Raw genomic sequence first — 24,777 nt, 5'->3', positions numbered from 1 at the left:
CTCCTTGCTTGCGCGATGCCGGGCAAGGTTTCGGAGAGCGCCAGATCCCGCAACGGCGAACTGCCGTTCTCGGTCGATTAGTTTCACATTTTGCGTGTGATCGACGGCGAGCGGGCGATACGCATCGGTGATTGCAGCAGCGTCGCGCCGGATCCGGCAATTAATTGCTATCGCGTCCGCCGCCTCGATGTCAGGAGGAAGGGTGGAGGATCGTCATGACCATGACCGCATCGGTGGCGCCGACGGTGACCGACTACGAGGCCAGCGCCGATCTCGCGACACTCGTGGTGCGCACCGCGCAGGATGATGAAGTGAAGTTCGCGGCCGAGCAGCTTCGTCTCGCTTGCAAATGCGCCCACTGCACCCGCGCCCGGATTGACGGCCGCTTCCCCGAGCGGTTTCCCGGCATCGCGATCACCGGGATCGGCGATTTGGGCTACGGGCTCAATATTTCGTTCTCCGACGGGCACAATCGCGGCATCTATCCAAAAATTTATCTGCTGAGCCTCGCAGGACACTAACCGGTCTCCCCTTCTATGCGAGGCCCCGGCGGGCGAACCGCCATTCCATCAATCCCTCATTTTCGGTGATGATTTTCCGGGCCGGCGCGCCGCGCGCGGTCCCGTAGCGATGCAGGCGTCAGCGGCCAGCCGTCCCCCACTTGCCAACCCGTTCTGGCATGGACATTGCTCTTTCTAGAACGATTTGAATGTCTAGAACGGCTTGAACAATCCGGAGGCGGCTCGATGTTGTTGCAGGCGGCCAATGCGGTTCGCGGGACCGTTCCCGCAACAATCCGGCCTGCCGGCAGTTCCTCGCTGCTGCTCACCGAGAACCAGCAATGGATCGGCGGCCCGCCGCCGTTGATGGACAAGCTGACGCCGCGCGAGCGGGAACTGGTGCTGAAGCAAGGGCGCCGCAAGGTGCTCAATCGCGGCCAAACGCTGTTCAGCCAGGGCGGCAAGCATGACGGCATCTGGCTGATCGAGAGCGGTCGCATCCGGGTTTTCTACATCTCGCCGCTGGGGCGCGAGATCACGCTAGCCTACTGGCACGTCGGCAACTTCGTCGGCGGGCCCGAAGTGTTCGAGGGCACCGTCCATCAGTGGTCCGGCGTTGCCTCCAGCAATTGCAGCGTCGTGCACCTTCCCGGCAAGGAACTGCGGGTGCTGGCCGCGGAGATCCCGAACCTCGCCATCGGTCTGATCGAGGGACTGACCTTCAAGGGCAAATGCTACTCCGCGCTCGCCCAGATGCTGGGAACGCGGTCGATCAGCCAGCGTCTGGCGCACCTGTTGCTGCACCTCGTCGAACTCTATGGCGTGAAGGATTCCGACGGCACCGTGATCGCCGCGGCCTTCACCCATGCCGACATCGCCCACATGGTCGGCGCCACCAGGCAATGGGTGACGATCAGCCTGAAGCGCATGCAGGAGAAGGGGATCGTCGTGACCAAGCGCTCCCAGATCGTGGTCTGCCAGACCGAGACTTTGGAAGAGATGCGGGGCCAGGCGGCCGATTAGAGGCCGATGCCCATGCAATCGGCTGTCATTGGCAAAACTGCCCAAGGAGTAAGCAACGGGCATTTTCCCGGCAACTAATCGACAGCGGCGATGACTCCGGATTTGCCCAGCCTGCCCCCTCGCCCAATCATGGCAGCCATAGCACATCCAACCGAAGGAGGATGAGAATGGTCCGCCACCTTCCCACGCTCTCGCTCGCGACGTCGCTGGCGCTTCTGTTTGCGCAGCCGGTCGCGGCGGAGACGGTGACGATCGGCATCGGCACGCAGGACACCACCACCAACACGGTCACCGCGGGCGTCGTCATCCGGCAGTTGCACCTCCTGGAAAAATACCTGCCGACCGACGGCAAATACGCCAACATCAAGTTCGAGCTGGAGTGGCAGAACTTCACCTCCGGCCCGCCCGTCACCAACGCGATGATGGCGAACAAGCTGCAGATCGGCATGATGGGCGACTATCCGCTGATCGTGAACGGCTTCACTTTCGAGAACAATCCCGAGAGCAAGAGCCGGCTGATCGCGGTCGCCGCCTACAGCCTGTCCGGCTCCGGCAACGGCATTGTCGTCCACAAGGACTCGCCCTACTACGATCTCGCCGATCTCAAGGGCAAGCTGGTCAGCGTGCCGTTCGGCTCGGCCGCGCACGGCATGGTGCTGAAGGCGATGCAGGATCGCGGCTACGCATCCGACTTCTTCCAGCTGGTGAGCCAGAGCCCGGAGGTCGGCTCGACCAACCTCCAGGAAAAGAAGATCGACGCCCACGCCGACTTCGTGCCGTTCGCCGAACTGCTGCCGTTCCGCGGCTTCGCCCGCAAGATCTTCGACGGCGTCGAGACCAATCTGCCGACCTTTCACGGCGTCGTAGTGCGCACCGACTTCGCCGAAAAATATCCCGAGATCGTGGTCGCCTATGTCAAGGCGATCGTCGCCGCCAACCAGTGGCTGCGCGACAATCCGAAACTCGCCGCCGAGAAGATCCAGGAGTGGACCGGCATCAACAAGGAGGTGGTCTACATCTTCCTCGGGCCCGGCGGCAACATGACCACCGATCCCACCATCAAGCCGGCGCTGATCGAGGCCGCCGCCACCGACGTCACGGTGCTGCAGAAGCTCGGGCGCATGAAGGAATTCGATCCGAAAAAGTGGGTCGACGATTCCTACATCCGCAAGGCTTACGCCGATCTGAAGCTCGACTATGACGCGCAGCTCGCCGGCACGAAGAATTACGAGATTTCGGGCGACGACGGCTTCTGCAAGAAGCCGATCGCCGATCCGCGCAAGGCCGGCGAAGTCTGGATCGACGATGCCGGCATCCTGCCGTTTGCGAACGCCTCCTGCACGCTGGGCGCCTACGCCGACTTCAGGGCCAAGGGCAAGAAGATCAACGTCGCCTACGTCTTCGACAGCATCAGAGGCATCAAGCTGTTCGCGGACCAGGCGTTCTATGCCGTCGGCGACGGCGAGGTGGCACCGTTCCTGCTGAAGAAGGATGCGGAGGCGTATGCGGCGAAGATTGGCGGCAAAGTCCTCGGCTTCGAGGACGCGGTGAAATCGGCGGTCGGCGGAGGCAAGACATGAGCAGCAGCCCGGCCATCCTGCGGCCCCAGGAGGACGCCATGCCGGCTGCCACGGCCGTGACCGAGACTGAAGCGGCGCCCGCCGCGGCCTCCACACCGTCATTCGCCGCGCGCGCGGGACGATGGTACCGGCTCAATCGGGACCGGCTGCGTGCCATCGCGATCGGCGCGATTTCGCTCGCCGCCTTCCTGGTCGTCTGGCACCTGCTCACGACCTATCGCATCGTCTTTTTCGTGCGCTTCACCAACGTGCCCTCGCCGCTCGCGGTCTATGCGAGTTTTGCCAAGGCGATCCACGATCCAAAATTCCTGATGCATCTGCTGTTGAGCTGCCGTCGCATCTTGTTCGGCTTCTCGCTGGCCGCAATCGTCGGCGTGCCGCTGGGACTCATCATGGGCCGCTTCAAGCTGGTCCATGAGATGATCTTCCCGGTCGCGGAAGTGCTGCGGCCGATCCCGGCGATCGCCTGGGTGCCGATGGCGATCATGCTGTGGCCGACCAACGAGCAGAGCATCGTCTTCATCACGTTCCTCGGCTCCTTCTTCCCGATCCTGATCAACACCCTGCACGGCATGTCGCTGGTCGACCCGGTGCTGGTGCGCGCAGCCCAGTGTCTCGGCGCGCGCGAGCGCTCGATCTTCCGCGAGGTCTACTTTCCGGCCTCGCTGCCGCACATCTTCACCGGCCTCACCGTCGGCATGGGCGTGGCATGGGTGTCGCTGATCGCCGCCGAGATGATCTCCGGCCAGTACGGCATCGGCTATTTCACCTGGGAGGCCTACTCGCTGGTGCAGTACGCCGACATCGCGCTCGGCATGATCGCGATCGGCGTGCTCGGGCTCGGATCCAGCCTGCTGATCCGGAGCGCCGGCCGGCTGGTCATGCCATGGAGGCCGACATGAACGACGTTCGTACCAATGCAGCGAAGGGCCACATCGAGGTCAAAAACTTCTCGCTCAGCTACGAGAGCCTCGACGGCGCGGTGCAGGCCGTTACCGACACCCAGATCCACGTCAATCCCGGCGAATTCGTCTCGATCGTCGGTCCGTCCGGCTGCGGAAAATCGACCCTGCTCAATGCGGTTGCCGGCTTTCTCAAGCCCACCACCGGTGTGGTCACCGTCGATGGCGAGCCTGTCAACGGCCCCAGCGCCGAACGCGGCATGGTGTTCCAGCAATACTCGCTGTTTCCCTGGAAGACCGTGCGCGAAAACGTCGAATTCGGCCTGAAGGTGCGCGGCATGCCGCGTTCGCAGCGCGAGCGCGCGGCGCGCACGCTGCTCGGCCTTGCCGGCCTCGAGGCGTTCGAGAAGCATTATCCGGAGCGACTATCCGGCGGCATGAAGCAGCGCGTCGGCATCGTGCGCGCGCTGGCGACCGGCCCGAAGGTACTGCTGCTCGACGAGCCGTTCGGCGCACTGGACGCCCAGACCCGCGTCATCATGCAGCAGATCCTCACCAATATGTGGCAGCGGCTGAAGATCTCCGTGCTGTTCGTCACCCACGACATCGACGAGGCGATCTTCCTGTCCGACCGCGTCTATTGCATGACCGCCCGCCCCGGCTCGATCAAGGCGGAAATCCCGATTCCGCTCGAGCGCCCGCGGCAACAGTCGATGATGATGTCCTCGGAATTTCTCGCATTGCGCCGCGGATTGATGTCGCTGATCCGCGAGGAAAGCCTGAAAGCGATGGGCGGCGAGATCAACGATCTCGGCCTGCAGGGGCTGACCATCGAGCTGCAGGGGCATTCGCTCGCAGAGGTGCTTTGACGCCGGCGGCCATCGCCACCTGGTTGGACTAATCCGCTCGGAGTGTCGCTATGCCTGGCTCCCGCGGTCCTGTCTGACCTCGGAGCCGGAATCTGGCCGCAAGACTCCGCGCTGCAGCTATCGCTGCGACATCGCGAGCGCGGCGAGCGCCGTTCGGTTGTTGATCTCGAGCTTCTGGTAGATGTGATGCAGGTGGACCTTGATGGTCCCCTGCGAGAGGTTCAAACGGCGCGCAATGGCCTTGTTCGACAATCCCTCGGACACCAGCCGCATGATTTCGCGCTCACGGTCGGTCAGGACCGCCAACACGTTGTCGACGACGGCGCCATCCGCCTCCTTGGCCGCGGGCACGAGGCCCGGCGCCAGCCCCACCAGCACGGTGCCGCCCTCCGCGACCACCCTGAGCGATTGCACCAGCGTCTCCGGGCTGGCGTGCTTGGAAATCACATTGCAGGCGCCGGCCGCGAGCGGCGGGGCGAGTTCGCCCTGTTGAGCCTCTGCGGCAAAAAAGACCACGCGGGTGGAAAGCCTCTCACCATCGATCATGGCGAGGATCTCGGCGCTGGTCACATCGGGGAAGGCGTCTTCGAGCAGAGCAATGTCGGAGCCCGAATTCCGGATCGCCTCCACGCAACTCGCTCCATCGCTGCACGACGCGACGATCTCGAAGTCACGCACTGCAGCGAAAACTGACGCCAAGCCTTGCAGAACGATCGGATGCCGATCTGCGATTACCAACCGCGTTCGACGCATGGGTGTTCCTCTGTCCGCCGACATAAACCCCTGCGGATATTAACATATTCCACGGATTTTTAGTCTCAATTGACCCAGTACTAGTACTGCCTTGGGGCTATCCGGTCGGCCCCTCGGATCCGCAATTACAGTGTGTGGCAGCGGCCGCCCGCAATTACGCCGCGCGATCGAAGTGCCGATTTGCCTGCGTCAATTGGCGTCATCCGGCATGCTCCGCACGCGCGGCCTATATAACCAATGATATATAGGGTTATTGAAAATTCGAAACTAAGCTTACCATTTCTACACGACGGGATCGCGGCCCGACGGAGCCCGGTTCGGTCGTATATTTCGATACAAGATTTTGCATCACGTAAGAAAGTTATTGTTCAGGGCTCGTCCCACGTCGCCAAGTGCCATAAGAGGTCGCGTTCCTGCGGCCACTGCGTGTGTTTTTGTGTTTACGCTGGAGCATCATCATGCGAAGGCACCGCTTATTGCCGGTTGTCATTATTGGAAAGAGTATTCTGCTTAGGGAAGGACTCGCCAGGATTTTGCGTACGGCGCACTTTCGAGTCCTGTCGTCGGCATCGTCCGCCGGCGATCTGCACCCTGCCACCCTCAAGCATCATCCCTCGCTCGTTCTGATCGTCCACACCGGCGAAACCTTCGACACGGTGCTCGAGCAGATCGAGGGCTGCAAGAACCGGCACGCCAACGGCCGCATCGCGGTCGTGGTCGATCGTTACCGGCTAAGCGATTTGATCTCGGCATTTCGCGCCGGCGCCAGCGGATATTTCGTCAACGTCGTCACCTGCGACCGGTTCGTCAAATCGCTCGAGCTTGTGATGCTGGGCGAAACCATCTTCCCACCGGCATTCCTGTCGTTCCTGCTCAATCCCGGCCTGCACCAGGCAGAAGCCGCGAGCGACGATCACTGCATCGATCAAGCCGCGGACCCATGTCCTGCTGCGGCAGACGATCCGACTGCGCCACTGTTTTCGCCGCGCGAGCGGCTGATCCTGAACTGCCTGATCGAGGGCGACTCCAACAAATTCATCGCCCGCAAGCTGGAGATCGCCGAGGCGACCGTGAAGGTCCACGTCAAGGCGATCCTGCGCAAGATCCGGGTTCAGAACCGGACGCAGGCGGCGATCTGGGGCATGAACCATCAGCCCCGGAGGCAATTGGAGAACGGCAACTATCCGCTCGCAATCACCAGCGCCGGCCGGGCACTCGCAAATCATGCCAAGGCGGCCTCCGACGCGACGCAACTCGAGCCGCGGCCGCCGGCCCTGATCGACGCTGCCCGCATCCGGCCGCTGAACGGCAAGGACGGAAGGATCTCCGGCACGGCGCGCTATGGCAAGCAACCCTAGCCTTGCGTTCTCCTAGGAAGCGGTAGCCCGGCTCGGGACCGGCTCGCGCGTCTTCTTCGCGGCAGATCGCGGACGCGAGACGCGCTTTCGCTGCTTCGCATGCAGCTCCTCGAAATACGCGATCGTGCGCTGCAGGCCTTCCGCAAGCGGAATAACCGGCTGCCAGTTCAGCAATTCCTGGGCCTGGCTGATATCGGGACGCCGCTGCCTTGGATCGTCCTGCGGCAGCGGACGATGGACGAGCCGCGAACGCGACCCGGTCATCGCGATCACCTGGGCTGCCAAGTCACGGATGGTAAACTCGTTGGGATTTCCGCAATTGACCGGTCCGGTGACCTCGTCCGGCGTATTCATCAGCGCCATCATTCCCCTGATCGTGTCGTCGACGAAACAGAATGAGCGGGTCTGCAGGCCGTCGCCATAGATGGTGATGGGCTGATTGTTGAGGGCCTGAATGATGAAGTTGGAGACGACGCGGCCATCGTTCGGCTGCATGCGCGGCCCGTAGGTATTGAAGATCCGCAGCACCTTGATGCGCAAATGGTGCTGGCGGCCATAGTCGAAGAACAGCGTTTCGGCGCAGCGCTTGCCCTCGTCATAGCAGGACCGCGGACCGATCGGATTGACGTGCCCCCAATAGGCCTCCTGCTGCGGATGGACCTCGGGATCGCCGTAAATCTCGGATGTCGAGGCCTGGAGGATCTTGCCGCGCAACCGTTTGGCCAGGCCCAGCATGTTGATGGCGCCGAGCACGCTGGTCTTGGTCGTCTGCACCGGGTCCCACTGATAGTGAATCGGCGAGGCCGGACAGGCGAGATTGTAGATCTCGTCGACTTCGACATAGAGCGGGAACGTGACGTCGTGACGCAACAGCTCGAACCGCGGATGGTCGAGCAGGTGCTCGACGTTGCGCCTAGTGCCGGTGAAGAAGTTATCGGCACAGAGCACCTCGCAGCCCTCCTCCAGCAGACGTTCGCAGAGGTGCGATCCAATGAAGCCTGCGCCGCCGGTCACCAGCACCCGGCGTGGCGGCTGAATCGTGACCGAGCGCGATGCGGTGCCGGCGGTGGGCGCAATGCTCTGACCCGAGGCAAATGAATGGTCCATGATGTGTTGCTCCAAAAATGGGGTACGGCCGCCGTCACCTTGCGCCGCTGGCGCCGAGCACCGCGGGCAAGGTTGCGATCAAGATGTAGAGGTCGAGCAGCAGCGAACGGTTCTCGATATAGAAGCTGTCCTCCGCGCGCTGCGCATCGAGATCGCCGTTGCTGCGCGAGGAGATCTGCCAAAGGCCGGTCAATCCCGGCGGCACGGTCGCCCGGAGCGCGCGGAATTCGGGATCGAAGGCATCCATGTGATAGGCGGGAAACGGCCGCGGTCCGACCAGGCTCATGTCGCCGCGAACCACGTTCCAGAGCTGCGGCAATTCATCGAGGCTGGCTCGACGCATCAGATTGCCCAGCCGCGGCAGGATACGTGGATCCTCGGTCAGCTTGAAATGGCGCTGCCAATGCGCACGCAGCGCGGGATCACTCGCGAGCACACGCTGCAGCCGAAGCTCGGCATCCCTGTACATCGTGCGCAGCTTCAATATCCGGACCGGCTTGCCGAACTGGCCGACGCGCCATTGCCCGTAAAAGGCGGGGCCGGGATCGACGAGCTTGATCGCCAGCGCGAGCAACGCGATGATCGGGAGGGCAACAAGGAGAAGCAGAGGTGCAACGATGAGGTCGACGGCGCGCTTCAGCTCCTTGCTGTACTCGCCGGACCTCCGGCTCAGCTCGAGGGCGACGAAGCAGTCCGCATTGCGAAGCTGAAGGTTGAACATCGGAAAGTCGCCCAGCCGGGTGATGACCAGCACCTGCCGGGCCCCTAGCCTATTCAGTGTAAGGAGGCTCCGCTGGACGCGGCCGTAATCCGGCACGACGATTACCTCGGTCCCGTCCTCGGCGTGCCAGCCATCGAGTGCGCCGAGCACCGGCAACGCGCCGGCCGCGGCGCCGAACTCCTCGCGCGGCAGGCCCGGCTCGGCATCGGCACCATCATCGATGTATCCCGTCGGTCGAAGTCCGCAGCCAGGGCGATGAAGCAGCAGACGCGCAAGGGCGCGGCTCTCCGCGCCGGTGCCGAGCACAGCGACCGGCGTGCTGTAGCTGCCATACTTCGCCAGGAGCATGCGGACCAGATGTTCGATCCATAATCCGGTCACCGGCGCCACCAGGCCGACGATCGGCACGATGACCAGATCGACCGTTGAGGCGGTGCGGATCCACGTCAGCACCCCCGCTAGGACGAACAGCGCGGCGCCGATCAGCCGCAAGCGAAACCGCTCGATCGGGTTCGCGATATTGGAGCGATAGAGGCCAAGCGAGCCGTTGATGCCGAGCAACAGCAGGAGCAGCAGTCCGGCGTGGGCATGCCCGGCGGTTTCGGCGTTGCCGCTCGCCGCGGCGACGCCGGCTACGGCCACCAGGATGGACAGCGCGCCGGATGCGAGATCGCTCCCGACCAGCGCGGCCCCGAGCGGAAGCCGTCGTGTCGCGGATCGACGTGCTTCCCGGCCACCCCCGAACGGCTTGTCGTGGGGTGGCAGTGTGCGGACCAGGCGTGCATCGGCGTTTGACATGAGCCGCTAACTGTTCGATGACCTTGCCGCCTATTCGGCCGCGACTGCAGCGCCAGGCATTCGCTGCGCCGCGGCCTCCAGCTCGATCTGCTCCGCGATCCAGTTGTAGGTCGGCACAAGGCCCTCGCGCAGGGTGATGCGCGGCTCCCACTGCAACACTTTCCGGAGCCGGGTGTTGTCGCTGTTGCGGCCGCGCACGCCCTGCGGCTTGGTCAGATCGTGCACCAGCGCGACGTCCTTGCCGGAGATGTCGATCACGAGCTTGGCAAGCTCATCGACGGTGACCAACTCGTCGGTTCCGAGGTTGAGAGGCATCCCGTACTCGGACTGCATGATGCGATGAATGCCTTCCACGCAATCGTCGACATACATGAACGAGCGGGTCTGCTTGCCATCCCCCCACACTTCGATCTGCCCGGGATCCGGCGCGCGCGCGATCTTGCGGCACATCGCGGCCGGCGCCTTCTCGCGCCCGCCATCATAGGTGCCCAGCGGCCCATAGACATTGTGGAAGCGCACGATCCGCGTCGGCAGGCCGTAGTCCTCGGTATAGTACTGGCATAGCTTCTCGGCGTAGAGCTTCTCGAGGCCGTAGCCCTCCTCGGGCTGCGCCGGAAATGCGTCGTCCTCGCGGAGCGGGGCCACGTCCGGAGAGGTCTGCAGGCCGTGCGGATAGACGCAGGCGGATGACGAGAACAGGAAGCGCTCGACATTGCTGGCGCGCGCCGCCTCGAGCATGAACAGATTGATCAGCGAATTGTTGTGAGCGATTCCGGCATGGGACGCCGTGATATACCCGATCCCTCCCATGTCGGCCGCAAGATGATAGACCAGGGACATTCCGTCGGTGCACATCTCGCAGTGCTTGCGCTCGCGAAGGTCGAGCAGCATGAATTCGTCGGCGTCAGTTCCACCGTATTCGGGTTGCTTGATATCGACGCCGCGCACGCGGTAGCCCGCCGCCTTCAGATACGACACCAGATGATGACCGATGAAGCCGCCTGCTCCCGTGACCAATGCCCAAGGCTTCAACGTTCCCGACATTCGATCCCTCCATCGTTGACGCTCGAATTTGCAGCGATCCCTACGACGGAAGTTACGGCGAGGAACTGCACGCTCAAGCACCAAGGAGGAGTAGCCCGAAAAGACATCGGCCTGTGCGCTGAGCTTGTGGTAACAGGGTGGCGCGCTGCCACTCGCAGCGGGGTGCTCGATATCCTGGCAATCGTTAATGCCGTCAACGGAATCCAATCTTGATTTCGTTGCCACCGTGATTTTGCTATCACGGGCAAACGGGTGTTTCGGAATGTTGCCGGCAAGGCGTGGCAACTAGCGAGAGGCGCTCTCCAAATGTACCTGCCATATGACCCACTGCGCGAAGCGATCCTGTTGGAGCTCAACAGGGCGATTGGTATCCGCCGGGCTCAGGGAGCTTCGCTGGAAGCACTCAGTATGGAATACGGTCTGTCGAAGGACGTGTTGCAACGGATCGCCGAGGCCGACGACCGGACGACTGAGAGGCAGGCCGAAGGCCAAGGCTCGTAGCTGCGTCAGGCGGCTGGCCTGATGGCTTGACCGGCGAGAACTGCGGTACCGCTCAATTGGTCTCCGCGGCAGGTTGGGACGCCACTCCCGCGGCCGTGCTTCCCTTTCGCGAACGGAGAGCAGCATCGGGGGCCTGTTCCGCGGTCCCTTCCGGCGACAGTTCCGAGGTCGTCGGAAACAGCGAACCGATCTGGACGATGTCCCCCGGCTGAAGCAGGAAGTCGAGTGCCGCTTCATGCTTCACATTGGTCGTGCCGCTGGCGCGGATCACCGTGATGGCCGCCTGCGGGGTCTGATCGGCGGTCAGCATCCCCGCCTGGCGGGCATAGGCTGCGCGCAGTCGATGCGCGGCCGGAAGGCTGACGGTCAGTTCGAGCAGCGATTTCTCGGTGTCTCGCAGTTCGGTCTGCACCCGGCGATGATAGACATTGCGCAGCTCGACGATCTTGAACTGCACTTCGCCGATCTGAAGTTCGGCCTTGAGCGTGTCCGTTTCGAGGCGCCCGACGTTGCCCTCGATCCGCGCTTCCTCGCGCCGGACCTCGATGTAGGTCGATTTGCGCGCCAACCCGCTCTTCGCCAGCTGCTCGTAGTCCGCCATCATTTCGCGGTTCAGGCCGCGTTGCTTCTGCTCGAGCTCGGTCTGCCGCTTGAGCGAGGCGATTTCGGCTTCCAGTCGCGGAAGCTGCTGCTCCAGGGCGCTGGTCTCCTGGCGAAGCGCCTGGCGCTCCGCCGCGAATGCGAGTTGTTCACTATCCTGAATTTGGGCGATACGGGCCGGATCGAACGTGATCGCCGACATCTCGCGGAAATCGATCTGCTCCTGGTCGTTTTGCAAGGCCGTCAGCCGCGCCCGCCTGGCAAGCAGAACGATGCGGCTCACCTCGAGCAAGCGAAGCTTTTCCTCAGCCTGCAACAGCGCACCGAGCGCGGCACCTTGCTGGGCCTCGGACGCGCCGATTCCTCCGGCACGCGCGATCGCGCCCAGGACCGACAGACCCTCGCGATAGGGATAGAGGCCGGGCGTGCGGACAAGGCCCAGCACGTAGATCGGAGCGTATTCCGCTATTCTGGCGTTGACCGTCGGATTGCGAATGTAATCCGGGGCCAGGGCCTTGGTAATGCTTGCCTCGATCTCGGTCAGCGTCAGGTTGGCGGCTTGCAGGTCGCCAATCAGCGGAAGCCGGATTTTGCCGCTCTGGTCGACCGTTGCTTCACCCGACAGATCGGGCTGACCGAACACGTTGACCGCGATCTTGTCGCCGGTGTTGATGCGATATGCTTTCGGCGCGGCCGGCTGAGCCGCGGCAAGATCAATCGACGAGATGTGGAGGGCGAACACCAGGAGCATGCAGGCACAAGCGATCGAGGCGCATGTTCTGTCTTGTCTCCGCCGCCACTTGCACAACAATGCGGTCATACTTACCAACCGGGTCGGGTTGCCAACATAACTTGCCGGTCAAAATAGGCAAAACCGGCAGGGTATGCCGGGCCCTTAGTAGGTAATCCTTCTGAGACCGCCAATCCCCGAAATCCCAATGCCGGGCCGACGGCGGCAAATCCTATGCTGTTCGCTCGTGCCGAAAATCGGGGCCGGCCGTCGAAGGCATCAACAAATCCCGGCGCATGCGAACCGCCTACCACTGATACTCTACCCCAATCGTTCCCGACCGGGATGATTGGGCCACAGCGGAGGAACGACCCAGTTAGCTATCGCGCGTTTTCTTAAACCCGCCAGGGGCGCGCCCCGCAGCAAACATTGTCAGCAGCACCCGAGGGATCGTGATGGCGAAAAAAACGGTGACAGTAATCATGGAGCCTCGTTTGCTGGTTCGCGAGGCGCTGGAGTCATTGATCAAGAACTACTCCTATCGGGTCGTCTGCAGCATCGGGTCTGCCGCGGACATCGACAATGCGACGGCACCTGACGATCCAAAGCTCGTCATCCTCGGCGGCGAGTCCATCGACCACGCGATTGCGGAAGCCGTCAGCGTTCGCAAGCGGTGGCCCGGCAGCAAGATCGTGGCACTGTTCGAGCACGCGACCATCGCAGATTTCCAAAGACTTCTGACGTCGGATGTCGACGGCTGTGTGCCGCTGTTCGCATCTCCCGAGACGCTGATCAGGACCCTCGATCTCGTCAAGATCGAAGACGCCCGCGTCGTGGTGATGGCCAGCATGAGGAGCCCGACCGTATGGCCGTCGTCAACCAGCAAGGTGCGCCCGCCGCCAGGTGCAAACGGCGAGGTTTCGTCGGGCCATGCCGAACACCATGCCAACCCCGTCAACGTGGTCAGCCTGTCTGCGAAATCCACCATCACCGGGTACAGCCCGGCACAATCGAACGGTCCTGAGGACCGCGTGCAGGCCGCGGGATCCCCGCTCAGCGGCCCCAAACTGTCCGAGCGCGAGGCTCAAATCCTCGACGGCCTGGTGCAAGGGCATGCCAACAAGGTCATCGCTCGCACCTGCGACATCACCGAAGCGACGGTGAAGGTGCACATGAAGTCGATCCTGCGCAAGATCCAGGTCGCCAACCGTACGCAAGCGGCGGTCTGGGCGCTGGAGCACGGCCACTCCGTTCACCAGGTCAAGGACGCTTGCTGACGCGCAATGCTGCGACTATCGCAGGATGCAGATCTTCGCAATCACCCGACGAGTTACCCCCTGAGAGCGGCATTGCGCCACCTTCGGAACTGCGACTGGTCGCATTCGCTGTCTTAATATTGAAGGACCGATTTTGAAGTCCAATCCATTTTTTAGTTCTATTTCCGAGACCGACACAGCCAAGGAATTCTCATCGTCGACACTCGGCCCGCACGGGCATTACCAGAGAAACCACTAACACCACACGGGACGCGGAGAATGGCAGTTCACGCTGGCGACTGGGTCGAGGTGTTGAGCAAGGAAGAGATCCTGAGAACGCTCGACCAGAATGGACGCCTCGACGAACTCCCCTTCATGCCGCAGATGTTCAAGTATTGCGGTCAGCGGTTTCGCATTTACAAGACCGCATCCAAGACCTGCGACACGGTCAGCGGGCACTACGTCGGCCGACGTCTGCAGGACGGATACCATCTGAACCTGCGTTGCGATGGACTTGCCTACGGTGGATGTCAGGCCGGCTGCCTCATTTTCTGGAAGGGCGCCTGGCTCAAGCGCGTCGACGGTCCAACGCAAATCCAATACGTGCCGGAGCGCGTCCCTATGCAGGGCGGTACAACGACCGCTTCGGCCCGCTGCACGGAGAGCGACGTTGAAGCCGCCACGAGACGGCAGGACGCCGGCGGAGACGTCAGATATCATTGTCAGGCCACCGAGCTCTTGAAGTATACAAAGCCACTCGCCTGGTGGGATGTCAGCCAGTACATCGACTCCTACAGATCGGGCAACAGAACCCTGGCCGAGATAGCCCGCGGCCTTCTCTTTCTGCTCTACTACTATGGAGCGCTGGCTTTCAGCGACAGATGGGGACGCCCCGCCCGCTGGCTGTACAATCGAATTCAGGCAATTGCGGGCGGCGTGCCGTTTCCCCGACTGAAGGGAAAGATTCCACGCGGCCAGCCCACGCCGAGATGCGATCTCGACCTTCGGCCGGGCGACCTAGTCCGGGTCAAATCCTATGAAGAGATTCTTGCGACGCTGGACGTTGGACTTTCCAACAGGGGCCTCTCGTTCGACGCCGAGCTCGTGCCGTTCTGCGGCAAGACCTTTCACGTCAGCACCCGCGTCGAACGCTTCGTGAACGAAAAGACCGGAAAGATGCAGCGAATGAATACGCCCGCAGTCATCCTGGAAGGGGTGACCTGCAAGGCACTCTATTGCGGTCAACGCATGTTCTGCCCCCGCAGCATTAACTTGTGGTGGCGCGAAATCTGGCTTGAGCGCGCCTCCACCCCCCATCGAGCAGCTCCGGCAATCCAAGCCGCCCCGCGCACGACGGCAAAACTAGCAGGGTGAGAGAACGCCTATGGATGCCCACGTCAGAACTGTGCCCGGATCGGCCGGCAAATGGTCACCTGCACAAGGCGCCGGCGACACCGGCCCCCGTCCAGAACAGCATGATGACGGCACGCCAAGGCGCGCGCCGCACATCACCTCAATCAAGACAACCTCGGTTTGCGGTCTGGGAAAGCTGGGATCGTGCATAGCCGCGACACTGGCAGCCAGAGGCTTCGAGGTTGTGGGAGTGGACATTGATCCGCAGAAAGTGGGCAAGATCAACGAAGGTCTCGCGCCGGTGGACGAGCCACTACTTGCCGAGGCAATCCAAACTGGACGTTCACGGCTTCGTGCCACGATCGATGCCAGAGAAGCCGTCGCCACGGATGCTACCTTCTTCATTCCTCCCTCCCCGAGCCTGCCGGACGGAAGCTTTTCCAACGAATTCCTGTTGAAGGCCATGCAGCCGGTGGCGCGCGCGGTGAAAGAGGCGGGCAAGAAAAACCATCTCTTTGTCTGCAGTTCGACCACCACGCCCGGCGCCATGGATGCGGTCTTGATTCCCATGCTGGAGCGCGAACTCGGTGGCGTTTGTGGTGAGGACTTTGGCGTCTGCTACAATCCCGAGTTCATCGCTCTCGGCGACGTCATCAATGGTTTGCTGGATCCCGATCTGGTGCTGATCGGCGAATCAGATCCGGAAAGCGGCGCTGCCCTCGAAGAGCTCTACAGGAAGTTCAACCGCAACTCGCCGCGGATCGCGCGCATGTCCATCATCAGCGCGGAGCTGACCAAGATCTCGCTGAACAGCTACATCACCATGAAGATCAGTTTCACCAATCAGCTGCGGATGATTGCAGCGCGCCACAAGCTGGCCGATATCCATGCCATCCTCGACGCGCTCGGCAACGACAGCCGGATCGGGAAGAAATACCTGCGCGCCGGCTTGAGTTATGGCGGCCCGTGCTTTCCGCGCGACAACCGTCTGCTGGCCTACACCGCACGCCAGGTCGGCCTTGAAGCGCCGCTGGCCGAGGCTTCGGACCGGGTGAATGAGCGAACCAAGCAGGAGCTGGTCGAGACCGTCGACGAGATGGCCCAGCCGGGCGACACGGTTGCGGTCCTGGGCGTCACCTACAAGCCGAACACCTACATCACCGAGGAGGCGGCCGGGCTCTTTCTGGCGCAGCAGCTCAAGCGGCGCGGCTACCGCGTTCTCGTCCACGACTTCGCGGCCACCCCCGTCAATTCGCCGAGCCTGCACGAATTCGAGCAGATTTCCGACTGGGAGGAATTCAAGACCAACCCCGGTGTGGCGCTCGCAGTCATTTGCTGTCCCTGGCCCCAGTATCGGGAATTGGCCGCGACCACGGGAACGAGGGTATTCACGCCATGGCACTTGTGAGCAGTAAGCCGATGGACGCGGCTCCCTCGTCCTCGCGATCCGGCATTGCATATCCAGCCGATGGGTCGATGGAGTCCGTCCAGGTGCTGGGAACGCCCGTCGCTTGTGCCACTTACGACACAGCACTGCAGCGCATCAAGAAGCTCGCCCGCGAACCACGGGCTACGGCGGTCTGCCCTTCCAACACCCACATCCTTGGCGAAGCCCGGCACAATCGCGAATTCGCCCGGGTTCTTGCCCGGTTCGATCTCGTGCTGCCGGACGGGATGCCTGTGGTTTGGGCGCTGAACTTTCGCGGAGCCGGCCTCAAGGATCGCGTCTATGGCCCTTATTTCATGCAGCACGCATTGCGGAATACGCCGAAGCCGTGGCGCCATTTCTTCTTTGGCGATTCCGAGGCGTGCCTCGCCGAGCTGCGACGCGTCCTGGTCCAATTGCAGCCGGACATCGAGATTGTCGGCATGCTAAGCCCGCCCTTCCGCCCCTTCACCGAAGCTGACGAAACCGCGTTTGCCGATACCATCAACCGCGCCGACCCGGATTTCGTCTGGGTGGCATTGCCCGGCGTGCGGATGGAGCAATGGATCATCGACAATCAGGCGCGATATCGCAGGGGCGTGTTCCTCGCAGTGGGCGATGCGTTTACGCTACTAAGCGGCCGCCGCTCGTTCGCGCCGGCGTGGATGCAACGAATGGGCCTTACCTGGCTGTACCGGCTGAGCAAGGAGCCGCTGCGGCTGGGTCCGCGCTACCTGCGATATCACTCCATGTTCGTGGCCTATTGGCTGTGGGAGGTCCTGCGCGAGCGGACCTAGGCAGAAAGGGCCGTCACGCAAGTTGAACCTGACGGGAAAAAGGTTGGGAGCCTTGGAGGAAAGGGGCCCATGAACGAAGTACAGGTCCAAGCATTCTGGCAGGCCCATCCTTGCGGTGACCAGCAGGTCGGCGGCCTCGATCAGGCTTTCCGTGGCGACTACGACGCGTTCTTTCGCCAGTACGACGCCTTCCGCTACAGCCACGAGGGCCACATCCTGGACTGCCTCGATGGCATCGACTTCCGCGGCGCGAAGGTGCTCGAGATCGGCCTCGGCCAAGGCGCGGATTCGGAGCAGATCATTCGCCGAGGAGCGCGCTGGTCCGGGTTGGATCTCACCGCTGAGTCCGTGACCCGACTGCGCACCCGGCTGCAGCTGCGCGGGCTGCCCTATGACGAGGTGAAGCAAGGCAGCGCGCTGGCCATTCCCTATCCCGACAACAATTTTGACAAGGTGTTCAGCCACGGGGTGCTGCACCATATCCCCGACATTCGGCTCGCCCAACGCGAGATTGCTCGCGTGCTCAAGCCCGATGGCGAGCTGATCATCATGGTCTACGCCAAATGGTCCTTCAACTATCTGGTCGCGATCGGTCTGCTCCGCCGTCTCGGCCTGATGGCCCTTTGTGGTCTCAATCTCGATCCCGCCGGCATCTATGGAGATCATGTTGCCAACGCCCGCCGAATGGGATTGAGGAACTACCTGAAGATGAGCAACTTCATCCACCGCAACACCGATGGGCCCAACAACCCCTATTCGAAGGTCTATGGCCTGCGGGAAGTGCATGAGGACTTCCCTTCATTCCAGGTGATCCGCGCCTATAAGCGTTGGATGCATGGCCCGCCGCTGCCCGTATCTTGGCTGCCGCTCGGCCGTCTCCTTGGCTGGCATCTCTGGGTCCATCTAAGGCCGACCAGGTCGCCGCGCTGAGGACCGAGCTAGCACTCGGGGCAGACAGTCGGCATCTAATCGTGTGGCTTCCGCCGTTCCCCCGCGGTAAGCACTCCCTGCCACCCATAGCCATGGGCCGCCATGCGCGGGTCACCCTGGCCCAGCGACTGGACCGTGATTTTGGCGCTATGTGCGGCCACCAACAGGAGGCACGCCAACTTGCTCATGATGCCGATCGGCTTGCCGATTGGCGCACCGAAGTACGCCTGGATTTGCCGCAGTCGCCGTGAATAGCGCTTACCGTCAGTGCTCAGGAAACCTCTCAGCTCCTTGAGATCAAGAGCAGCCGAGACGTTGGGATGGAAGCGCTTCAGGAACAATCGCTCGTTTGCACATCGGAAACGGCCGAGCAGCGCCAGTTCTGCCAGCATCGCACGGTCGCTGCCGACGAAATTTGGCAGGAGAGACGTACGCTGCAGGATCTCGCGGCGGACAACCCCGAACATATGAGTCCCCCAGCGGGCACGCGTGAGCACTTGCCAAAATCGGCTGATAGCAACGGGATGATCGCCGATGCTCGGAATATCAGGCCAGTAGCGCCTTCCTGTTCCCGGATCGAAAAAGCTTCCCGTCTCCTGATCGAACTGCAATATCTCGCTCTTTTCGCCGATGAAGGCAGTAGCGGTGTGGGCCAGAACGACCTCCGGATTCCGTTCGAGCAAGCCGACGCACGTTTCCAGGTAAGCCGTATGGTGCAGATCATCATGGGCCGCCCACTTGAATAGTGGCGCCGTCGAGAGCTCGAACACCCGATTGAAGTTTGCGATGGCCCCCAGATTCCGGCTATTGCGAATATAGCGTATGCGGGAATCGCGCCGCTCATATTCGCAACAAATCCCCGAAGTTTGGTCGCTCGAGGCGTTGTCACAGATCACGATCTCGAAGTCTCCGAACGTCTGCGCCAGTAGACTGTCGAGCAGTTCCGGCAAGAACTGCTGCCCGTTGAATACGGGAACTCCGATCGAGAGCTTAGGCATCGAGCTTCCGCCTTGTGCGTTGATCCACCGATCAAGTATGTCGCCCGGGGTGACCTCACTCAACGAGCGCCTGTGCGCTACTACCTTGAAGGCATCGATTCTGTCCCCGGCTTTGGGGGTAACCCTTCGGGAGATTCATCCAACAGCAGCCGGCCATTCCGCTCGAGGCCCCTGCGTCGGAATCCGGCCCAGTCGGTAACGTCGCGTCCCCAAACGAAGCGAGTTGGGCCGCTTGTGCCGCGAACGCGATATGTATTGCCGTCGAACTGGTTGTTGCCAGTGGAAATGATCGAAAAGTTTTCTTCGCCGCGCTTGGTATCCGAGGCGCCTCCTGCGCAGGGAGCGCCCTCGAATGTCATTTCGTTGGCATGAATTGTGTTGTTGCGCGTCTTGTAAGTCGCGCCTTTCTCGCTGCGGCGTCCTTGATCGATCAGCATGATCCCGCATCCGCCAGGCTCGATGGTGACGGTGTTGCCAGTCACCTCGACGCCTTCCGAGGCGGCCACAAGGATATCCGCATACCAGAACCAGCCCCTTCCCCTGCCATTGTGCCGCACCACGTTCCGCCGGATCACCGCATTGAACGAAATCTCGTGAAAGATGCCGGAGTAAAGATTGTTTTCCACGAAATTGTCCTCGAACAGGACGTTCCGGCATTCGATATCGCACCAAAGTCCGACGCCGTTGTTGTCCGTCACGCGGTTGCCACGGAATGTGACGCCATTGCTGATGGCGATCTTGACTCCACCGGCTTCCCACTCCGGATCGAAGCCGTAGATATTATTCGACCAGATGCGGTTTCCATCGATGAGGATATCCTTGCCCTCGCCTTCGATGCCGATTTGGCCATTGTGGTGCACATCGCAGCCACGGACACGTGTGCCGGTTCCGACGCTGATTCCTGCACCACTGTTGAGCTGCGCTACACAGTTCTCGATGACCCATCGCAGGCCTTCTCGGGCATGGATCGCGCCTTTTTGCGCGCGACTGCCGTACTTCTCCACCGTAAGGTTGTCGATCAGCACATCGGCCGCACTGCTTTCAAAAGCGAATCCGGCGATCGTCACCTCGACCTTGTGGACCGTCGGATCGTCGACGAGAAAAATCCGACCGCTTGCGTAATCGACATAAAACTCACCCGTTGCAAGCGCATCCTTGCTCGGCACCCTGGTCATCGGCTTGTCATCCATGAACACTGCCTGTGGGTGGTTACAGGCGGGCGCGCTCGGCAGACATTCGCCGTGTTGGGCGACGCGCTGAAGCTGGCTACGCGCCACCCAATAGCGTTCCTCGCGCGTGAAACGCTCGAGCAGGAGACTGCCATTCAGCACAGTCTCCCCTTCCCCATGAAAGTGTTGCCTCGCCCGCGGTCGGACGGCCTGCGCCCTGTGAACTCCTTTCTTCAGGCAGAGCACCGCCCCCTCGCCTGATCGATCGACCGCAGCCTGGATCGAGCTGCCGGGTTCAACCGCGATCGATCCGAGTGGACAAGACAAAGGACGGACGCCAGCAAGGGCTGCCAGTATCAACAAGCCGTAGATCGCTATCGCGGCAGCTCCCGTCCTTACCACTGTTGAACATGGTATCCACGCCATCATCGCGATGCGCGCCCAGTCTTGTAAGGGTACTTGGCGCGATAAACCATTACCGATCCAATGCCGAAGCCGAACAGGCACCAGAACCAGATGCCCTGCATCGGACCTTCGAGGGTAACGTCGAAACTCGCGTTGATGAGGATCGCCATCACGTAGCAGAAGACGAACAGAAGCAAATTGCTCCACACCTCATGTCCGCGCGCGCGCGCGGTGATGATCCACCTTGCGAGCATCGCGAACCATGACACCAGCATCAGTGCCCAAAGAACGACGGCAGGAACCCCGCCGCGCGCGAGCAGCGTCATGTGCACGCTATGCGGACTTCGCGTGAGCGGCCGATCGTTGCGCCAATTTCCCGTTTCGGCGAAGCCGTCGGCGACGGCAAGATTGATTCCGAAACCCCTGCCGGTCCAGAAGTTCGGGCCGCGAATGGTATCATTGATGATGATCTCCCACCAATTTAGCCGCCACTGCTTGGTCCCTTCCGTTTGATGGCCAGATTGTCCGACCAGACTCTGGGCGTTCTCCATGATTTGGTGCGCGCTGACCGGACGATCGATTGAATTCTTTGCCTCCTCGTGTTCTCCGAACGTCGACTCCAGTGTGAGAAGGACGGCGAATAGACCTATCGCGGTCACCATCGTCGTGAGCAGGAGGCGGAACCGCCCGAGCACGAGCATCGCTATCGTAACCGGCACGATGACGGCAAGCGTCGCACCCCGGGTCGTCGCACCGACCAAAGCGAGGGTGATGAACCAGACGAGAAGCCAGACCAATGAGACCCTGCGAAAGCCGATCAGGACGAAAACCATGGCCCCCGCCAGATGCGTTCCGACCGCGCTCGCCCCGATCTCCACGATCGGCACCGAACCGTATAGCCGGGGAATGTAATCTCCCCAGTATTTCGTCAGCCAGAAGCCTACCGGGATGGCCGGGAAGCTCAGCAGCATAATTCCAAAGTAGCGAAGCAAGGTGTTGATGCGGCGGGCATCCTGCAACAGCAAACCGATCACGAAAAAGGCGAAACAACCGTAGATCACGACCACGCTGTCGCGCAGGGACTCGAGCCCATACAGACCAACAAATGGGATGGTGCGCGCCAGAACCCAGACCATCAGCACGACAAGCAGGAGGGCCGGCAGAGTCACGAATACGCCGGCAAATGTACCTATCCGAAAGAAGATTGCGATGCCGGCGAGAAAGGCGATCTCACCGACATAGAGCGGCGGAACGCCGAGATAGGCAAATCCCTTGCCCATCAATGCGTAGCCCAGCAACACGATCGCAAGCAGAGTGAGATACCTGTCGCCCCAGGTGAGCGCCCCCCGAGAACCCTTTCTCGAGGTGCTGGACAGCGCGGCTGATACGTGGGGCATCGCCTTGACCTCACTGTTCAGCCGGGGCGCCGACGATCTTTTCGATCCGGGCGGGGCGAGTGGGACTCGCGGCCCACCCCGGCGCGCGAGATTGTTCGGTAGCGATCAGCCAGGCGATTGCAATCAGCGCGCAGGTCGTGCGCACCACGTTGGCGATCACGAGAGCGAGGCAGGCGCCGGAAACGCCATACGGACCAATGAGCAGAAAGGCCAGCACGGCTACCGTGACAACGCCTGCGACATTTACCAGGGAGGCAAGCTTGCCAGCTTCGACGCCGAGCAGCGTCTTGCTGATCATTTCCGCGATGTATTCGAGCGCACCGGCGATCAGGAGGAGCTGCAAACCGCCGGCGACCGCCAGATAGGGGGACGACGGACCATAGACAGTCTGCAGGAGCAGCCCCGGCATCAGGATGCCTGCAACGGCAATGAGCAGGATCGGGCTCAAGCCGAAGAGGACATAACCAAGGGCCGCGCGCGAGGCACCGATGATACCACCGGTACGGTAGGCATGAGCGGTGACCTGCGGTATGGCGTTGCCGATCCCGAAGATGATCGGGTTCATCATATTGGCGATGTTCAGACCGGCTTGAAGCGACGCGGTAGCCGCAGTGCCCGCGAAAGCTGCCAGCATCCACGAAAGGAGCTGAACGCGAGCGAGGACGAGCTGGTAGTTGACCAGAGACCACTTCCCGACTGAGACATATTCACGAGCCAGCTGTCGCGCTTCGGCAATATCCGGCCAGGCGTATCGCAGCTTCGACGCATGCATCATGGCGCCAACCGCAAAGGTTATCGACATCATGTAGAGCGAGGTCGCGAGCGTGACGGTGTCAAGCCAGGCCACGACTGCTATGATCACGGCCTGTCCGACATAAGCGGCGCCATCTCCTGCCACTGCCGCGCGATAGCGGAACTCGGCCAGCAGGAATCGCCGCGTTGTCTCCTGCGCCTGCCAGCACAAGAAGCAGAGGCACGCCGGCAGCACGATACTGTCGACTCCCAGCAGCTCGGTTGCGAGCGCCATGACCACCGCCAGCCCGAGACTCAGAACCCCCGTGAGCAGGACCGTGTTCCCGAGCAGCCTGGGGCGCTCCTCGTCGCTGGCAACACTGAGGCGTATCGACAGCGGATATGAGATCAGGGAAAAATCGATCGTCCGCAGGACAAAGATCGAACCGAGAAAGAGCGCAAATTCCCCGTAATCCTCCTCACCGAGCGCGCGAGCGAGTAGCACGTTCAGCAGGAAATTTCCGAGGCTCACCACGCCCTGGTCAATGAGCGTCCATGATGCTCTCGTGATGAGAAGCCTGACGGCCATGGAAACTGCCCTCTACCCATCCGGTGTGCAACGGAATCCGGGAACCTCCGCTATCGCGAAAGCGCCTGGTAGGCGAGCGTTCGCCTGCGCTCTGTTTCCTTGCCAGGCGGCAGGTAGCCCGCTGCAGGTGCAAATTTCCTGCGATCACGCCAAATTGCGAGGCCGACGCCGGCGAGCAAGGCAAACAGCATCGACAGCCCGAAGATGACAGTGCCCCTGGGGCTGGTCGGCGTATGGTTGGCCACGGCCAGTCTGACGCTCTGGTCGTCGGCGACCTCGAGTTGATCGCCATCAAGCGCATTGGTCACGGCTGCCAATGCTTTCCGCTGGGCGTCGAGGTCGTCCAGGGCCTGCAAGGTCTTCGGATGCTTGTCGCCGAAAAGCGCCTGCCGTTGCCGCAGCTCGGCTTCGGCGGCAACGACCTTGTTTTGCCTGCGCTGCCTGACCTTGTCGCGGAGATATTCGGCGACGACGGCGTTGACGACCCGCGCCGCCTCCTCCGCGGACGAGGACGTGAAGGAGATCGAGATCAGATACGAACGCGTGTCGTTCATGATGACGAGCTTGTTGCGCAACATCGCAACCGCGCGATCGAACGGCGTCTGGTTGCGGGTTTCCGGGAACCAGGCAATTCGGACGCTCTCGGACATGCGTGTCAGCCACGAGTTCGGCCGGGCCGCATTGCTATCTTCGCCGAGCCGTTTCGCGGCTTCGCGCAGGATCGCATCGGAGCGAAGGACACGGGCCTCGCCGGTGACGAGCGCTGCCCCATCGACGCTAGCCAGGGCCACGACCTTTCCTTGCTCGCCGGAGAGCAGATCCGGGTGGATCAGCGCCTCCGCCGAGTATTTGCGCGGCAGCAACGGTATCAGAATGCAAGCGAACATCAGGCCCAGGGCAACGAAAAGCGCGATAAGCCTTCCGTGCCGGATGACCGACCGGAGCATGCTCGCGCCCACGTCGTCATAATGGATGCGATAGTCCGAGTGATCGAACTGGAGATCCGGCTGTTTCTCGCGATTTAGCTTTGTGGGGGCGGTCATCGCCGACTTTATTAGCGGATTGCAAGGCAACACGGGCGGCGCTTCGGGGCGACCTCCGCGCGGCAAAGGGACTACCTCCAACGAGACGAACCGTTTTCTGAATAGACGAACGGGCCGCGATTCCAACGGGAGTACCCCTGACGTTTCGTTGACACCGTGGACCGCCACCGACAGGCTTTGGCCGGTGCATGGTGAG

Annotated in this window: 22 protein-coding genes; 12 read left to right on the top strand and 10 right to left on the bottom strand. The window is 61.9% G+C overall.

All coding sequences use genetic code 11. From position 1 onward, the window contains the following. Positions 1-215 precede the first annotated feature (215 nt). From CI41S_RS01490 to CI41S_RS01470, 5 genes are all read left to right on the top strand, one after another. A complete protein-coding gene (locus CI41S_RS01490) occupies positions 216-521 on the top strand; it encodes a gamma-butyrobetaine hydroxylase-like domain-containing protein (RefSeq protein ID WP_139857107.1) in 306 nt (101 codons plus the stop codon). 225 nt (positions 522-746) lie between these two features. Then, positions 747-1,523, top strand: a complete 777-nt coding sequence (locus CI41S_RS01485; protein WP_139857106.1) for a Crp/Fnr family transcriptional regulator — start codon at positions 747-749, stop codon at positions 1,521-1,523. Positions 1,524-1,690: 167 nt separating this feature from the next. After that, positions 1,691-3,103 carry an ABC transporter substrate-binding protein gene (locus tag CI41S_RS01480; RefSeq protein ID WP_139857105.1) on the top strand — a complete coding sequence of 471 codons (1,413 nt, stop codon included), beginning with the start codon at positions 1,691-1,693 and terminating at the stop codon, positions 3,101-3,103. A gap of 38 nt (positions 3,104-3,141) precedes the next feature. Next, a complete protein-coding gene (locus tag CI41S_RS01475) occupies positions 3,142-4,005 on the top strand; it encodes an ABC transporter permease (RefSeq protein ID WP_172627954.1) in 864 nt (287 codons plus the stop codon). Continuing rightward, complete coding sequence (locus tag CI41S_RS01470) at positions 4,002-4,874, top strand: ABC transporter ATP-binding protein (protein WP_172627874.1); 873 nt, start codon at positions 4,002-4,004, stop codon at positions 4,872-4,874. The genes CI41S_RS01475 and CI41S_RS01470 overlap by 4 nt, the downstream gene beginning before the upstream one ends. A 117-nt stretch (positions 4,875-4,991) precedes the next feature. Here CI41S_RS01470 and CI41S_RS01465 read toward each other — a convergent pair whose 3' ends face one another. Further along, positions 4,992-5,627, bottom strand: a complete 636-nt coding sequence (locus tag CI41S_RS01465) for a LuxR C-terminal-related transcriptional regulator (RefSeq protein ID WP_139482637.1) — start codon at positions 5,625-5,627, stop codon at positions 4,992-4,994. Positions 5,628-6,160: 533 nt separating this feature from the next. Here CI41S_RS01465 and CI41S_RS01460 point away from each other — a divergent pair. Continuing rightward, positions 6,161-6,985, top strand: coding sequence for a LuxR C-terminal-related transcriptional regulator (locus tag CI41S_RS01460; RefSeq protein ID WP_229173095.1), 825 nt, complete (start codon positions 6,161-6,163; stop codon positions 6,983-6,985). 12 nt (positions 6,986-6,997) lie between these two features. Here the strand turns inward: CI41S_RS01460 and CI41S_RS01455 are convergent, their stop codons facing one another. The 3 genes from CI41S_RS01455 to CI41S_RS01445 all read right to left on the bottom strand — a co-directional run bounded on the left by CI41S_RS01455 (position 6,998) and on the right by CI41S_RS01445 (position 10,655). Next, positions 6,998-8,023, bottom strand: coding sequence for a UDP-glucuronic acid decarboxylase family protein (locus CI41S_RS01455; protein WP_210242626.1), 1,026 nt, complete (start codon positions 8,021-8,023; stop codon positions 6,998-7,000). Positions 8,024-8,126: 103 nt separating this feature from the next. Next, on the bottom strand, positions 8,127-9,611 hold the full coding sequence (locus tag CI41S_RS01450) for a sugar transferase (RefSeq protein WP_139857100.1): 1,485 nt from the start codon (positions 9,609-9,611) through the stop codon (positions 8,127-8,129). 30 nt (positions 9,612-9,641) lie between these two features. Beyond that, the gene (locus CI41S_RS01445) at positions 9,642-10,655 is read right to left on the bottom strand and encodes an NAD-dependent epimerase/dehydratase family protein (protein ID WP_172627873.1); all 1,014 of its coding nucleotides are present in this window, start codon (positions 10,653-10,655) and stop codon (positions 9,642-9,644) included. Between the two features lie 306 nt (positions 10,656-10,961). Between CI41S_RS01445 and CI41S_RS01440 the strand changes: the two genes are divergently transcribed. Beyond that, a complete protein-coding gene (locus tag CI41S_RS01440) occupies positions 10,962-11,156 on the top strand; it encodes a hypothetical protein (protein ID WP_139857099.1) in 195 nt (64 codons plus the stop codon). 52 nt (positions 11,157-11,208) lie between these two features. Here CI41S_RS01440 and CI41S_RS01435 read toward each other — a convergent pair whose 3' ends face one another. Beyond that, complete coding sequence (locus tag CI41S_RS01435) at positions 11,209-12,507, bottom strand: polysaccharide biosynthesis/export family protein (RefSeq protein ID WP_172627872.1); 1,299 nt, start codon at positions 12,505-12,507, stop codon at positions 11,209-11,211. Between the two features lie 461 nt (positions 12,508-12,968). Here CI41S_RS01435 and CI41S_RS44145 point away from each other — a divergent pair, with 461 nt between their 5' ends. From CI41S_RS44145 to CI41S_RS01410, 5 genes are all read left to right on the top strand, one after another. After that, entirely contained in the window at positions 12,969-13,763 is a 795-nt protein-coding gene (locus CI41S_RS44145) for a response regulator transcription factor (RefSeq protein ID WP_229173092.1), read from the top strand. A gap of 258 nt (positions 13,764-14,021) precedes the next feature. Beyond that, complete coding sequence (locus CI41S_RS01425) at positions 14,022-15,116, top strand: hypothetical protein (RefSeq protein ID WP_244626376.1); 1,095 nt, start codon at positions 14,022-14,024, stop codon at positions 15,114-15,116. A 10-nt stretch (positions 15,117-15,126) separates the two neighbouring features. After that, positions 15,127-16,503: a nucleotide sugar dehydrogenase gene (locus CI41S_RS01420; RefSeq protein ID WP_139857097.1), complete on the top strand. Its 1,377-nt coding sequence runs from the start codon at positions 15,127-15,129 to the stop codon at positions 16,501-16,503. A 68-nt stretch (positions 16,504-16,571) separates the two neighbouring features. Next, the gene (locus CI41S_RS01415; RefSeq protein ID WP_172627871.1) at positions 16,572-17,318 is read left to right on the top strand and encodes a WecB/TagA/CpsF family glycosyltransferase; all 747 of its coding nucleotides are present in this window, start codon (positions 16,572-16,574) and stop codon (positions 17,316-17,318) included. Positions 17,319-17,387: 69 nt separating this feature from the next. Next, complete coding sequence (locus tag CI41S_RS01410) at positions 17,388-18,248, top strand: class I SAM-dependent methyltransferase (RefSeq protein WP_139482629.1); 861 nt, start codon at positions 17,388-17,390, stop codon at positions 18,246-18,248. A 35-nt stretch (positions 18,249-18,283) separates the two neighbouring features. Here CI41S_RS01410 and CI41S_RS01405 read toward each other — a convergent pair whose 3' ends face one another. From CI41S_RS01405 to CI41S_RS01385, 5 genes are all read right to left on the bottom strand, one after another. Next, the gene (locus CI41S_RS01405) at positions 18,284-19,246 is read right to left on the bottom strand and encodes a glycosyltransferase family 2 protein (protein ID WP_139482628.1); all 963 of its coding nucleotides are present in this window, start codon (positions 19,244-19,246) and stop codon (positions 18,284-18,286) included. A gap of 80 nt (positions 19,247-19,326) precedes the next feature. Then, positions 19,327-20,778 (bottom strand): right-handed parallel beta-helix repeat-containing protein, encoded by a 1,452-nt coding sequence (locus CI41S_RS01400; RefSeq protein ID WP_244626375.1) that lies wholly within the window; start codon positions 20,776-20,778, stop codon positions 19,327-19,329. Positions 20,779-20,840: 62 nt separating this feature from the next. Next, positions 20,841-22,217, bottom strand: a complete 1,377-nt coding sequence (locus tag CI41S_RS01395) for an O-antigen ligase family protein (protein WP_139857094.1) — start codon at positions 22,215-22,217, stop codon at positions 20,841-20,843. Positions 22,218-22,227: 10 nt separating this feature from the next. After that, a complete protein-coding gene (locus tag CI41S_RS01390; protein WP_139482625.1) occupies positions 22,228-23,538 on the bottom strand; it encodes a lipopolysaccharide biosynthesis protein in 1,311 nt (436 codons plus the stop codon). A 50-nt stretch (positions 23,539-23,588) separates the two neighbouring features. Then, positions 23,589-24,581: a Wzz/FepE/Etk N-terminal domain-containing protein gene (locus CI41S_RS01385; protein ID WP_139482624.1), complete on the bottom strand. Its 993-nt coding sequence runs from the start codon at positions 24,579-24,581 to the stop codon at positions 23,589-23,591. Positions 24,582-24,777: the final 196 nt, after the last annotated feature.

The sequence above is a fragment of the Bradyrhizobium ivorense genome (assembly GCF_900696085.1).
GTDB lineage: Bacteria > Pseudomonadota > Alphaproteobacteria > Rhizobiales > Xanthobacteraceae > Bradyrhizobium > Bradyrhizobium ivorense.
This window is presented reverse-complemented; position numbering and strand designations above follow the sequence as displayed.

What these genes read in the sequence shown, in the direction of transcription:
- CI41S_RS01490 (WP_139857107.1), top strand. Translation starts at nt 216, where the DNA reads ATGACCATGACCGCATCGGTGGCGCCGACGGTGACCGACTACGAGGCC.
- CI41S_RS01485 (WP_139857106.1), top strand. Translation starts at nt 747, where the DNA reads ATGTTGTTGCAGGCGGCCAATGCGGTTCGCGGGACCGTTCCCGCAACA.
- CI41S_RS01480 (WP_139857105.1), top strand. Translation starts at nt 1,691, where the DNA reads ATGGTCCGCCACCTTCCCACGCTCTCGCTCGCGACGTCGCTGGCGCTT.
- CI41S_RS01475 (WP_172627954.1), top strand. Translation starts at nt 3,142, where the DNA reads ATGCCGGCTGCCACGGCCGTGACCGAGACTGAAGCGGCGCCCGCCGCG.
- CI41S_RS01470 (WP_172627874.1), top strand. Translation starts at nt 4,002, where the DNA reads ATGAACGACGTTCGTACCAATGCAGCGAAGGGCCACATCGAGGTCAAA.
- CI41S_RS01465 (WP_139482637.1), bottom strand. Translation starts at nt 5,627, where the DNA reads ATGCGTCGAACGCGGTTGGTAATCGCAGATCGGCATCCGATCGTTCTG.
- CI41S_RS01450 (WP_139857100.1), bottom strand. Translation starts at nt 9,611, where the DNA reads ATGTCAAACGCCGATGCACGCCTGGTCCGCACACTGCCACCCCACGAC.
- CI41S_RS01445 (WP_172627873.1), bottom strand. Translation starts at nt 10,655, where the DNA reads ATGTCGGGAACGTTGAAGCCTTGGGCATTGGTCACGGGAGCAGGCGGC.
- CI41S_RS01440 (WP_139857099.1), top strand. Translation starts at nt 10,962, where the DNA reads ATGTACCTGCCATATGACCCACTGCGCGAAGCGATCCTGTTGGAGCTC.
- CI41S_RS01435 (WP_172627872.1), bottom strand. Translation starts at nt 12,507, where the DNA reads ATGCTCCTGGTGTTCGCCCTCCACATCTCGTCGATTGATCTTGCCGCG.
- CI41S_RS44145 (WP_229173092.1), top strand. Translation starts at nt 12,969, where the DNA reads ATGGAGCCTCGTTTGCTGGTTCGCGAGGCGCTGGAGTCATTGATCAAG.
- CI41S_RS01425 (WP_244626376.1), top strand. Translation starts at nt 14,022, where the DNA reads ATGGCAGTTCACGCTGGCGACTGGGTCGAGGTGTTGAGCAAGGAAGAG.
- CI41S_RS01420 (WP_139857097.1), top strand. Translation starts at nt 15,127, where the DNA reads ATGGATGCCCACGTCAGAACTGTGCCCGGATCGGCCGGCAAATGGTCA.
- CI41S_RS01415 (WP_172627871.1), top strand. Translation starts at nt 16,572, where the DNA reads ATGGAGTCCGTCCAGGTGCTGGGAACGCCCGTCGCTTGTGCCACTTAC.
- CI41S_RS01410 (WP_139482629.1), top strand. Translation starts at nt 17,388, where the DNA reads ATGAACGAAGTACAGGTCCAAGCATTCTGGCAGGCCCATCCTTGCGGT.
- CI41S_RS01405 (WP_139482628.1), bottom strand. Translation starts at nt 19,246, where the DNA reads ATGCCTAAGCTCTCGATCGGAGTTCCCGTATTCAACGGGCAGCAGTTC.
- CI41S_RS01395 (WP_139857094.1), bottom strand. Translation starts at nt 22,217, where the DNA reads ATGCCCCACGTATCAGCCGCGCTGTCCAGCACCTCGAGAAAGGGTTCT.
- CI41S_RS01390 (WP_139482625.1), bottom strand. Translation starts at nt 23,538, where the DNA reads ATGGCCGTCAGGCTTCTCATCACGAGAGCATCATGGACGCTCATTGAC.
- CI41S_RS01385 (WP_139482624.1), bottom strand. Translation starts at nt 24,581, where the DNA reads ATGACCGCCCCCACAAAGCTAAATCGCGAGAAACAGCCGGATCTCCAG.